Below are 11,887 nucleotides of genomic sequence, written 5' to 3'. Positions count from 1 at the left end.
CGTACGCCGTCCCCGGGCCCGGGGCGCCGGGCCTCAGTCGACGCGCACGTCCGCGTGCACGATCTCGAACTCCTCCAGGGCGACGACCGTGACGTGCCCCTTGATCGCGTTCTCGTGCCGGACGACCGCGTGGCCCGCCCGGGAGGCCGCCAGCGCGGCATGGTCCGCGAAGAGCACACCGGCCATGCCCCGGCCGCGCCCGCGGTCCAGGAACAGCGCGGCTCCGGCGAATCCCGGCAGCACCTCAAGGCGGGGCAGCACGCCCGAGTGGAAGGTGTCGAAGGCCAGGTCCCCGTCGGCCGGCGCGAACTCCAGCCGGCTCAGCCGCATCCCGCCGCCGGCGAGCGGACGGTACCCGACGGGGAAGACGGTGGCCTCGTAGTTCTCGACGGCGACGGTCCCGGCGAACGGATGCAGCAGGGCCGGGCGCCGCTCCCGCATCACCTCGTCGCTGTGGTCGCGTGCCTCTGCCGACTCCCACCAGCTGACCGAGAGCAGGGTGCCCAGCTCCCGGTCGACGAAGACACCCGCACCCCGGAAGCCGGGGCGCTCCTCCAGCAGGTCGTGCCCCTGCGTGTTCAGGGTCCGGATGGCCGTGCCCAGCTGTGCCGGATCACCGGTCGCGTACACCGTGCGGACGAACAACATGCGTCTCACCTCCCGGAGCCGAGAACCGCGGAAGACGGTCCCTTCAGTCTGGCCGGGTGCACAAATCCCCGCAATACGCTCAGGTTTCGCGAGATCGCAACCTGAGGACTGACGCAGACATGCCCATCGGTCGATGTGAACGGCCCGGGCGACGGTCAGGAAACCTTCCTGACAGAGGAGGGTCCCGTGCGCCTAGTTGGGCTGGCCCAGGGGGCGCACGACCACCGTGTTGACGTCGACACCGGCCGGCTGCCGGATCGCCCAGACCACCGAGTCGGCGATCTGGTCGGCGGTCAGCAGGTGCCCAGGCGGCAGGCTCCCGAGCCCGTCCCAGAACGGGGTCTCCACCCGGCCGGGGGCGACCAGCGTCACCCCGATCCCGAAGTCCGTGACCTGGCGCCGGGTGTTCTCGGCGAGCCCGGTGACCGCCCACTTGGTGGCCCCGTAGAGGTTGCCCGGAGTGTTCACGAACCCGGCGACGCTGCCGATGAGGACGATCCGGCCGCGGGACTCCTTCAGCGCCTCGACGGAGGCGCGGATGAGCAGCGCCGGGCCGAGGACGTTGGTGAGCACCATCCCGGTCCAGCCGGCCGGGTCGCCGTCGGCGACGGAGTCGTGGGTGGCGAAGCCGGCGTTGGCGACGACGGTGTCCAGCCGGCCGTATGCCGCGAGTGTACGGTCGACAGCATTCTGTATGCCGTCGAACGTCGCCGCGTCACCGGCGACCGTCAGCAGTTCCGCGGGGCGGCCGAGCCCGTCGGCGAAGTCCCGCAGCCGGGACTCGGTACGGCCGGTGACGGTGACGCGGTGTCCGGCGGCCAGCAGCTGCCGGGCGACGGCGGCGCCGATGCCGGTGGCGCCGCCGGTGACGAGTGCGACCGGAGAGTCGTCCATGGGTTCCCCCTGGGTGTGTCGGTGATGCGGGGGAGTCCATCACGTGGAGCGCACTCCAAGTCAACCGCCGGGGCCCGCACCGGAAATCGGCGACCACCCGCGGCGCTCCCGCGGCCCCCTACGCCGACCGCACCGCCCGGTGCACCGTGTGGACCGCGAGCACGAACACGTCGGGGCGGCGGAGGACGCTGCCGGAGTCAGTGGGGTCGAGGAGCCGGTCGAGGGCCGCGCGGTCCTCGGCGTCCAGGGCCTCGGCGTACATGTCCCGGGCGCGGGAGAGCGTGGCGGCGACGAAGCCGCGGACCCGGTCGGGGACGGGGGCCGGGATGTCGAGCAGGAAGCTGCGGGTGCCGGTGTGCTTCAGGCCCGCGGCGTTCAGCAGGGCCGGCCAGTCCTCGGCCACGGCGACCGCGTCCGGCAGCTCCGCGCGCATCGCGGCGAACCGGTCCTCCTGGAGCGCGTCGAGGCGGGACTGGAGTCCGGGGCGGCCGAAGCCGAGGTCGCGGGGCAGGTACCGGGGAGCCAGTCCGCCCTCCAGGATCGCCAGCGTACCGCCGGGCGCCAGCCGGGCACCGAACGCGGCGAGCGCCGCCTTCTGGTCGCCGACGTGGTGCAGACTGTGACTGGCCCACAGCAGGTCCGCCGGGTAGTCCAACTCCCCCAGCACGTGCGGTAGTTCACCGGTCAGGGTGTCGAAGCGGTCACCGAGTCCTTCGCGGGCGGCGCGGGCACGGGCACGCTCCAGCAGCGGCGCGGAGCCGTCGACGGCGACCGTCCGGGCGCCGGGGAAGGTCTGCGCGATCAGGCAGGCGATCACCCCGGGCCCGCTGCCCGCGTCCACGACCAGGCCGGGTTCGGTGACCTCCTGGCCCAGCCAGGCCAGGGCCCGCTCGTAGACCGGGGCCGTCATCTCCGCCTGTGTCTCCAGCAGCTCCGCCATCGCGGCCCAGTCGATGTCGTCGTGGGTGTGCCCCGCGTGCGCGTGCCGCGCCGCAGATCCGTGCCGTGCCCGAGGTGCGTGGTCGTCGTGCGCGTGAGCCATGGTGGTCAGCCTCTCCTTCGGATGCGGCCAGCGTGCGACGCCGCTCGGCGGGGAGGCCAGTTCTGTTGCCGGTGCCGCAAAAAACCGTCGGCAGCGGGCGGTCCGCCGGGGCCCGGGCCGCGAGGGGCCAGACCCCGGCGGACGTCCACCGGGTCAGAGGATCACGACAGCGGCGGATAGGCGTTCTGCATCAGCTGCTGGAACTGGGCGGAGAACCAGTGCCCGGCCAGCGGTGCGTTCGGCAGCGCGCCCGACATGTTGTTGCCGTTGCGGGCGTTGCCCGTGTAGGTCGGGTCGCACATCTGGTCGAAGCCCTTGCCCTCGTTGTTGGCGATGGCGGTGCTGGAGCCGTCCGACTCCCCCGGCGGCTTGGCCCACACATAGGCGTCGATGCCGGCGGCCGGTGCGGCGGTCGGCCGTTCACCGAGTCCGGCGCCGCTCTGGTTGCACCAGTTGCCGACGTGGATGCGCCGGTCGGTCCGGCCGCCGTTGACGTAGGTGTCGACGGAGGTCAGCGGGCCGGGGCCGGTGGGCCGGGCGGTGCCGCCCCAGCCGTTGCGGGAGGTGTCGATCAGCATGCCGATGCCGGAGTCGAAGCCGGCCGCGACCGCCTTGGACCGCAGGGCGAGGGCATACGACTGCTCGTCCGCGTACTGGTTCCAGTCCACCCACTTCGACTGGCGCACGCTCGTGCCGTTGACGCTGTCGGTGACCTTGAAGTACGGCTCCGTGGTGGGGCTGTAGTTGGCCGTGTTGACGATGAACCCGGCCACGTCGTTCACGCTGGCGCCGTTGGTGGTGGCGACCTTGTAGAACTCCTGCACGGAGGGGCCGAGGTTGCTGTCCCAGCCGAGCCAGCCGTGGTGGCCGGCGTCCACGTAGTTGTAGACGTTCGGGATCGCGCCGAGCTTCTGCAGGGCGTAGGACACGCCCTTCTCGTAGTTGCCGTTGGCCTTCATGGTCTCGCACGCGGCCGTGCTGGTGGCGGTGCCGCCGCCGTTGGTGACCAGGTTGGGCAGGGAGTCCGGCTCGATGACGGTGGCGATCCTCAGGGAGGCGTAGGCCGGGTCGGACAGGATGGAGGCGATCGGGTCGATGTACTGGCTCTTGTACGTGGCGATGTCGTCGGGGCCGATTTCGCCGTTGGAGGCGAGGGCGGCGCAGTCGCGGCCGGGCAGGTCGTAGATGACCAGCTGGACGACCAGGTCTGACGAACCCTTCTGCTTCAGGGCCGCGTTGAGGTGGTCGCGCAGGCCCATACCGCCGTTCACGCCGTTGATGGTGGCGATCCGGTCGAGCCAGACGGCGGTGGGCTGGTCGGAGATCCGGGTGCCGCCCGGTTCCGCGGCGGCCTGGGCGGACCACTCGGGGTTCACATAGACCTTCGCCCCCGCGTAGGGGTTGTCGACCCGGCTGCCGGTACCGCCGCCGGTGCCGCCCCCGCCGGTGCCGCCCCCGCCGGTCCCACCGCCGCCACCGCCGCTGCCGTCGTCGACGTTGCAGGTGACGCCGTCCAGGGAGAAGGTGGCGGGTAGGGCGTTGGTTCCGCTGTAGGTGCCGTTGAAGCCGAAGCTGACCGAGGCGCCGGTGGCCAGCGCGCCGTTGTAGCTCTCGTTGGCGGCGGTGACGTCACTGCCGCTCTGGCTGAACTGCGCGTTCCAGCCGCTGGTGACCTTCTGGTTGCCGGCGTAGGCCCACGTCAGCGACCAGCTCGACTTGGCGGCCGCGTTGTTGGTGACGGTGACGGCGGCGGTGAAGCCGGTGTCCCACTGGTTCTGCACGGTGTAGGCGACGGTGCAGGGCACGGCGGCGGTGGCCGCGCCGGCCGGTGCCGCGAGGAGCGCCGTGCCGGAGGTCCCGGCGACCAGCGCCAGGGCGGCGAGCAGCGATGTTCTGGTAGGACTCATCAGTGCGGGTTCCTTCTCCTGTGGTGGGTGTTGTTACGGGTTGAGGGCGCGCAGGTGGTCGCGCAGTCCGATGCCGTAGGCGGTGGGTGTGCCGTCGTAGGCGGAGATCAGGGACGGCCCCGAGGAGCAGTCCCAGGTGTTCCAGGTCCAGCCCAGGTAGGACAGGTTCCGGTCGTCGAGCCACTTCATGACCTGGTCGATGAAGCCGTGCGAGCAGGTGTTCTCGCCGATCTCGCCGGCGATCAGCGGCAGGCGGGCCGCGACCGGGGCGAGGGTCGAGTCCCAGCAGCTCTCGGTGGAGCAGGTGTTGAAGTTGTAGACGTGGTAGGCGGCGGCGAGATTGCCGGCCGGGTCGGTGGGCCGGTAGGCCTGCCACTGGCTGAGGTCGTTGGAGTACGCCAGCCCGCCGGCCATGATGACGTTCCTGGCTCCGGCGCCGCGGATACTGTCGACGAGATCCTGCATACCGGCGACCTGGTACGAGATGCCGGGGCAGGTCCCGCCGTCCCGCCAGCACTTCCAGGCGTCCGCCGCGCCGGCGGTCGCCCGGTCCGGGTAGGGCTCGTTGAACAGGTCGAACACCGGTGCCGGGTCGTCCTTGAAGGTGCTCGCCACCGACGCCCAGAACGAGGGGCTGTACTGCGCGTCGGGCATGGGCTTCTGGCAGGTGGCGTGGACGTCGGAGCAGCCGGCGGAGTTGCCGGTGTACTGGCCGTAGGACCAGTGCAGGTCGAGGACCGGGGTCAGGCCGTGCGCCTCGACACGGGTGACCAGGTCCTTGACGGCGCTGATGTAGTTGGCGCCGCCGTACTCGGGCTTGATGCCGGAAAGGCCCAGCCAGCACTCCTCGTTGAGCGGGATGCGCACGGCATTGGCCTTCCAGTCGGCGATCGCCTTGATCGCCGCGTCGTCCACCGGACCGTCCCAGATTCCCCGGCCCTGTACGCACATGAACTCACCGCCGGAGCGGTTGACGCCGAGCAGCCGGCGGGGTGTGCCGGAGGCGTCCACGAGCTGGGTGCCGGAGACGTGCAGGGCGGGCGCGCCGCCGGTCGTGGGCGGGGGCGAGGTCGGCGGTGGAGACGTGGGCGGCTGCGCGTCGGTGTTGCAGGTCGTGCCGTTGAGCTTGAACGCCGTCGGGCTGGTGTTGCCGCCCGACCAGTCGGCGAGGAAGCCGGCGGTCACGCTCGCGCCGGTGCCGAGGGAGCCGTTGTAGCTCTCGCCGGCGGCGGTCACGCTCGGGCCGGACTGGGACCATGCGGCGTTCCAGCCCCGGGTGACCTTCTGGCCGTCGGCGAAGTCGAAGGCCAGTTGCCAACGGCTCAGCTCTGCCTGGTTGTTGGTGATGGTCACCGAGCCCTGGAAGCCGCCCGCCCACTGGTTGGTGACGGAGTACCGCACCGTGCACGCGGGGGTGGCTCCCTGGGCCGACACCACCGGGACGACCGCGCTCGCGACGAGCGCGGCCGCTCCGGCGGCGGCTAAAAGTACTGAACGCGGGGGGTGTCGCATGAGCGACTCCTTGCAGTTGGGCGCGCCGTGACGGCCGCGTCGACTGACTGGAATCGCTCCCACTGGTGCGAAGGAAGGTAGCGCCAACTGGTCAGGTTGCCCAGAGGAGTTGCTGACTTTTCCGCAAGGCTCCGGTGTCGAATCTTTTCGACTCTTCAAGCACCTTGACCCCTCACAGGGTCGTCCCCACTATGGGAGCGCTCCCACTGGTTCAAGCCTTGACTTCTCCCGAGCCGCAAGCCGCAAGGAGGAACCAGCACATGGATCCCGGACGCAGACGAAGAGCGGTACGGCGGTGGTGGACCGCCGTGGCGGCCGTGTTCGCCCTCCCCCTGTCGATGCTCGCCGCAGGCGCGACGACCGCCCACGCGGCGTCCGTGCAGTGCAGCGTCGACTACGCCACCAACGACTGGGGGTCGGGCTTCACCGCCAACCTCACGATCACCAACCGCGGCACGGACGCCGTCAACGGCTGGAACCTCAGCTACGCCTACTCCGGCAACCAGAAACTGACGAACGGCTGGAACGGCACCTGGTCCCAGTCCGGCCAGACGGTCAGCGTGCGGAACGCGTCGTACAACGCCACCGTCGCCGCTGGCGCCGCCGTCACCACCGGCGCGCAGTTCACCTACAGCGGCACCAACACCGCCCCGACCTCCTTCTCGGTCAACGGCACCACCTGCGCCGGCGCGCACCAGCCGCCGGTCGCGGTGCTCACGAGCCCGAGCGCGGGGGCGGTGTACACCCAGGGCGACGCGATCCCGCTCGCCGCGACCGCCGCGGCCGCCGACAACGCGACGATCAGCAAGGTGGAGTTCTACGACGACACCACGCTGCTGGGCACGGACACGAGCGCGCCGTTCACGCTCTCCGTCTCAAGTCTGACCGTGGGCAGTCATTCCCTGGTGGCGAAGGCGTACGACAGCACGGGCGCCTCGGCCGAGTCAGCGCCCGTCGGCGTCACGGTCGCCTCGGGCCCGGCGGTGGTGGCCTCCCCGGCGCAACTCGGCGTGAAGCAGGGCACGTCCGGGACGTTCGGGGTGAAGCTGTCGACCCAGCCGAGCGCGAACGTGACGGTGAGCGTGGCCCGCACGGACGGCAACACCGGCCTGTCCGTGACCGGCGGCTCCTCGCTCACCTTCACACCGTCGAACTGGGACACCGCGCAGCAGGTCACCGTCACGGCGGACTCCTCCGGCACCGGAGCGGCGACCTTCACCGCCTCCGCGGACGGGCACGCCAAGGCGACGGTCACCGTGACGGAGCTGGCGGCGACGAAGACGTACGACGCGCGTTTCCTGGACCTGTACGGGAAGATCACCGACCCGGCGAACGGCTACTTCTCCCCCCAGGGCATCCCCTACCACTCGGTGGAGACCCTGATCGTGGAGGCCCCGGACTACGGCCACGAGACCACGTCCGAGGCCTGGAGCTACCTGCTGTGGCTGCAGGCGATGTACGGCAAGGTCACCGGCGACTGGTCGAAGTTCAACGGCGCGTGGACGCTCATGGAGAAGTACATGATCCCCACGCACGCCGACCAGCCGACGAACTCCTTCTACAACGCCTCCAAGCCGGCGACGTACGCGCCCGAGGAGGACACCCCGGACCAGTACCCTGCGAAGCTGGACACCTCGGTGGCCGTGGGGTCGGACCCGATCGCCGGTGAGCTGAAGAGCACGTACGGCACGGACGACGTCTACGGCATGCACTGGCTGGAGGACGTCGACAACACCTACGGCTACGGCGACACCCCGGGCGGCACCTGCGAGGGCGGCCCGACGGCGAGCGGACCGTCGTACATCAACACCTTCCAGCGCGGCCCGCAGGAGTCCGTCTGGGAGACCGTCCCGCAGCCGACCTGCGACGCCTTCAAGTACGGCGGAAAGAACGGCTACCTGGACCTGTTCACCGGCGACAACTCCTACGCCAAGCAGTGGAAGTACACCGACGCCCCGGACGCCGACGCGCGCGCGGTGCAGGCGGCGTACTGGGCGGACGTGTGGGCCAGGGAGCAGGGCAAGGCGGGCGATGTGTCCGCCACGGTCGCCAAGGCCGCGAAGATGGGCGACTACCTGCGGTATGCGATGTACGACAAGTACTTCAAGAAGATCGGCAACTGTGTGGGGCCCTCGACCTGTGCGGCCGGCACCGGAAAGGACGCCTCGCACTACCTGCTGTCCTGGTACTACGCCTGGGGCGGCGCCACCGACACCAACGCGGGCTGGGCGTGGCGGATCGGCTCCAGCCATGTCCACGGCGGCTACCAGAACCCCCTCGCGGCCTACGCGCTGAGCAGCTATCCGGACCTGGAGCCCAAGTCGGCGACCGGCGCCTCGGACTGGGGCAAGTCGCTGCAGCGGCAGCTGGAGTTCTACCAGTGGCTGCAGTCGTCCGAGGGCGCCATCGCGGGCGGCGCGACCAACAGCTGGCAGGGCCGGTACGCCACCCCGCCGGCCGGCACGCCGACCTTCTACGGCATGTACTACGACTGGGAGCCCGTCTACCACGACCCGCCGTCCAACCAGTGGTTCGGCTTCCAGGCGTGGTCGATGGAGCGGGTCGCCGAGTACTACCAGCAGACGGGGAACGCCACCGCCAAGGCGGTCCTCGACAAGTGGGTGAAGTGGGCGCTGTCGAAGACCACGATCAACCCCGACGGCACCTATCAGATCCCCTCGACCCTCCAGTGGTCCGGCCAGCCGGACACCTGGAACCCGTCAAGTCCCGGCTCCAACAGCTCACTTCACGTCACGGTCGCCGACTACACCAACGACGTCGGAGTGGCGGCGGCGTACGCGAAGACGCTGACGTACTACGGCGCCAAGTCCGGTGACGCGACGGCGAAGTCGACGGCGAGGGCGCTGCTGGACGGCATGTGGAACAACTACCGGGACAGCCTCGGCATCGCCGTCCCCGAGACCCGCGCCGACTACAGCCGGTTCGGCGACAGCGTGTACGTGCCGAGCGGCTGGAGCGGCACCATGCCGAACGGCGACGCGATCAACTCCTCGGCCACCTTCACCTCGCTCAGGTCCTTCTACAAGAACGACCCGGCCTGGTCGAAGATCGAGGCCTACCTCAAGGGCGGCACCGCGCCCGTCTTCACCTATCACCGGTTCTGGGCCCAGGCGGACATCGCCCTGGCCATGGGCTCGTACGCGGAGCTGCTCGAATAACCGCCCCGCCACGGCTCCGGGTACGGCGACGGGCGGCCCCCACCCGCACGGGGGCCGCCCGGTCGTCGCGCCTCCCCCACCTCAACCGCCTGCGGTCTGCCGTCTGTTGACGAGCCGAGCGGCCGCCCTCACCTTCAGCCGGCCACCGGCTTGCGGTACGCCCGCACGGCGAACACCGGGTCCGGGCGCGGGCGGTCCTGGTCCGGGAGGCGGGCGAGGAGCGTGGCGAACTCCTCGGTGCGCGGCTCGCCCGGCGGGAGCTGGGTGAACCAGCCGCGGCGCAGGTCGGCGATGGCGGCCCGCGGGCTGCGGCCCTGGCCGAGGCCGTGGAACGCGCCCGCCCCGGCCGGCTCCAGCCCGTGCCGGACGGCGTGCGCGGTGACGGTGGCCGCGGCGTCCTGGGCGGGGCGGCGCGGGCGGGGGGCGAGGACCGTGTCGATGTCGCTGCCGACGTCGTGCGCGGCGGCCTTGTCGACGGTGGTGACGTAGACGCCGCCGGGCCGCAGCACGCGGGCGCACTCGGCGACGATCGCCCGCACGTCCTCGGCGTCGTCGAGCAGGTGCAGCAGCCAGACGCTGGTGACCGCGTCGAAGGTGCCGGTGCCGAAGGGCAGCCGGCGGCTGTCCGCCCGGACGACCGCGCCCGGCAGTCTGGCCCCGGCCCTGCGGACCATCTCGGCGGTCAGGTCGGTGCCCGTGACCCGCAGCGCGGGGCGGTCGGCGGCGAGCCGGCGGGTGACGATGCCGGTGCCGCAGGCCACGTCGAGGAGCCGGCCCGGCCCCTCGGGGATCAGGGCGAGCACCGCTTCGGCGGCGGCGCGGGCGCGGCCCTCGCCGCCGCGGGACGCGTCGTAGGCGTCGGCTTCCTTCTCGTAGTCCAGCACGCCCCTCAGTGTGCGCCGTGAGCTGGGGCGATGTCCTCCACCCTGCGGGCGAGATCGAAGTCCTTGACGGTGAGCGCGCCGCCCGCGGTGTGCGTGTGCACGCTGAGGGAGACGGTGTTGTAGCCGAGGGCCAGGTCGGAGTGGTGGTCGAGTTCGTCCTGGACGGCGGCGATGTGCACGACCAGCGCCGCCGCGGCGACGTGTGAGTCGAGCCGGTAGGCGCGGGTGAGCCGGTCCCCGTCGACGCTCCAGCCGGGCAGCTCGGCGAGCCGGTCCTCGATCTCCTTCTGCGACAGCGGTTGTACGGCCATGGCCTTCGGCTCCCTTCGCGGTGGCGGTAGGCGTTCGGGATCAGCCTGCCACGTCAGACCCGCGCGCACTGCGCCGCGAGGTCGTCGGCGAGCCCCGCGATCCGGTACCGGCCCTCCACCCGGGCCACCCGGTCGTGCGGCAGGCCGGTGTCGCCGTCCAGCGTGCCTGGAGGTTGCCGCAGACCGAACCGGTGGAGTCGCTGTCGCCCGAGTGGTTGACGGCCGGCAGCAGTGCCCGGCCGGTGTCGGGCTCGGCGAGCGCGCACCGCACGCCGATGGTGAGCGCCTCCTCGGCGGCCCAGCCCGTGCCGAGGGACTCGACCCGCTCGGCGGTCGGTGCCCCGCCCTCGGCGAGGTCAGGGGCGGCGCCCAGGGCGGCCGTGGTCTCGTGTGGCCCGGGTGGCGCGCCGGCAGCCGCAAGGTGCGCGGCACCGCGCCCTCCAGGCTGTCCCCGGCGACCAGGTGCGCCACGATCGCGGCGAGCGCGCCCGCCGCGCGGGTCCCGGTGGGGTGGCCGAGGACGTCGCCGAGCGCGCCGCCGAGGAGGCAGCCGCGGACCCTGGCCCGGTGGACGGCCGCGGCCGGAAGCGACGGGGTCTGCCAGGGCCGGGCCCCCGGCTCGTTCCCGCACACCTGTTGCAACTCCTCGACTACGGTCGGACGTATGACCATTGTCGCTTCCGGCCCTTCCGCGTCCGCCACCGCCCCAGCCGCCGACAAGGGCGTCGGCCCGCTGCTGCGCGCCTGGCGGGAGCGGCGCCGGGTCTCCCAGCTGGAGCTGGCCCTGCGCGCCGACTCCTCGGCCCGGCACATCAGTTTCGTCGAGACCGGGCGGTCCCGGCCGAGCGAGGAGATGGTGCTGCGCCTCGCCGAGCATCTGGACGTGCCGGTGCGCGAGCGCAACTCCCTGCTGCTGGCGGCCGGTTACGCCCCGCACTACCCGGAGACCCCGCTGGAGGACCCGGCACTGGACGCGCTGCGCGGCGGACTGGAGCACCTGATCCAGTGCTACGAGCCCTACCCCGCGCTGGTGGTGGACGCCTGCTACACGGTCGTCGCCGCGAACCGGGGCATCGCCATGCTGCTGGACGGTGTGCCGGAGGACCTGCTGGCCCCGGCGCCGAACGCGATGCGGCTGACCCTGCACCCGGAGGGGCTGGCGCCGCGCATCCGCAATCTGCGCGCCTGGCGCGGGCATCTGCTGGCGCAGATGGAACGGCAGATCGCCCTGCAGCGTTCGCAGCGGCTGCGCGCCCTGTACGAGGAGGTGGCCGCCTATCCGCTGCCCGAGGGCGCGCCGGACGGCGAGGACGGCGAACCGGCGGGCCCGGTCGCGTACTTCGCGCTGCCCCTGCGCATCGAGCACGAGGGCCGGATCCTGTCGTTCGTGTCGTCGATCTCCACCTTCAACACCCCCATGGACGTCACGGTCGCCGAACTCGCCATCGAGACGTTCCTGCCCGCGGATCCGGCGACCGCGAAGTACCTGCACACGCTGGCTGGTTGAGCC

The 11,887-nt window shown here is 71.7% G+C and carries 9 protein-coding genes and 1 pseudogene; 2 read left to right on the top strand and 8 right to left on the bottom strand.

The window, feature by feature from the left end:
* Nucleotides 1-33: 33 nt before the first annotated feature.
* The 5 genes from ACZ60X_RS07020 to ACZ60X_RS07000 all read right to left on the bottom strand — a co-directional run bounded on the left by ACZ60X_RS07020 (nt 34) and on the right by ACZ60X_RS07000 (nt 6,003).
* A complete protein-coding gene (locus ACZ60X_RS07020; protein WP_469594261.1) occupies nt 34-648 on the bottom strand; it encodes a hypothetical protein in 615 nt (204 codons plus the stop codon).
* Nucleotides 649-840: 192 nt separating this feature from the next.
* On the bottom strand, nt 841-1,542 hold the full coding sequence (locus tag ACZ60X_RS07015) for an SDR family oxidoreductase (protein WP_469594259.1): 702 nt from the start codon (nt 1,540-1,542) through the stop codon (nt 841-843).
* Nucleotides 1,543-1,660: 118 nt separating this feature from the next.
* The gene (locus ACZ60X_RS07010) at nt 1,661-2,584 is read right to left on the bottom strand and encodes a class I SAM-dependent methyltransferase (RefSeq protein WP_469594257.1); all 924 of its coding nucleotides are present in this window, start codon (nt 2,582-2,584) and stop codon (nt 1,661-1,663) included.
* A 161-nt stretch (nt 2,585-2,745) separates the two neighbouring features.
* On the bottom strand, nt 2,746-4,491 hold the full coding sequence (locus tag ACZ60X_RS07005; RefSeq protein WP_469594255.1) for a glycoside hydrolase family 6 protein: 1,746 nt from the start codon (nt 4,489-4,491) through the stop codon (nt 2,746-2,748).
* Between the two features lie 33 nt (nt 4,492-4,524).
* Nucleotides 4,525-6,003, bottom strand: coding sequence for a cellulase family glycosylhydrolase (locus tag ACZ60X_RS07000; protein ID WP_469594252.1), 1,479 nt, complete (start codon nt 6,001-6,003; stop codon nt 4,525-4,527).
* Nucleotides 6,004-6,263: 260 nt separating this feature from the next.
* Here ACZ60X_RS07000 and ACZ60X_RS06995 point away from each other — a divergent pair, with 260 nt between their 5' ends.
* The gene (locus ACZ60X_RS06995) at nt 6,264-9,182 is read left to right on the top strand and encodes a glycoside hydrolase family 48 protein (protein ID WP_469594249.1); all 2,919 of its coding nucleotides are present in this window, start codon (nt 6,264-6,266) and stop codon (nt 9,180-9,182) included.
* A 134-nt stretch (nt 9,183-9,316) separates the two neighbouring features.
* Here the strand turns inward: ACZ60X_RS06995 and ACZ60X_RS06990 are convergent, their stop codons facing one another.
* The 3 genes and pseudogenes from ACZ60X_RS06990 to ACZ60X_RS06980 form a co-directional block, all read right to left on the bottom strand.
* Nucleotides 9,317-10,066 (bottom strand): class I SAM-dependent methyltransferase, encoded by a 750-nt coding sequence (locus ACZ60X_RS06990; RefSeq protein WP_469594247.1) that lies wholly within the window; start codon nt 10,064-10,066, stop codon nt 9,317-9,319.
* A 5-nt stretch (nt 10,067-10,071) separates the two neighbouring features.
* Complete coding sequence (locus ACZ60X_RS06985) at nt 10,072-10,377, bottom strand: 4a-hydroxytetrahydrobiopterin dehydratase (RefSeq protein WP_469594246.1); 306 nt, start codon at nt 10,375-10,377, stop codon at nt 10,072-10,074.
* 53 nt (nt 10,378-10,430) lie between these two features.
* Nucleotides 10,431-10,893: pseudogene (locus ACZ60X_RS06980) on the bottom strand (ADP-ribosylglycohydrolase family protein); the annotation flags it as partial.
* Nucleotides 10,894-11,041: 148 nt separating this feature from the next.
* Here ACZ60X_RS06980 and ACZ60X_RS06975 point away from each other — a divergent pair.
* On the top strand, nt 11,042-11,884 hold the full coding sequence (locus tag ACZ60X_RS06975; protein WP_469594244.1) for a helix-turn-helix domain-containing protein: 843 nt from the start codon (nt 11,042-11,044) through the stop codon (nt 11,882-11,884).
* Nucleotides 11,885-11,887: the final 3 nt, after the last annotated feature.

The sequence above is a fragment of the Streptomyces sp. NPDC104106 genome (assembly GCF_055584345.1).
Note: the sequence above shows the minus strand (reverse complement) of the source record. Positions and strands in the feature narration are given on the sequence as shown.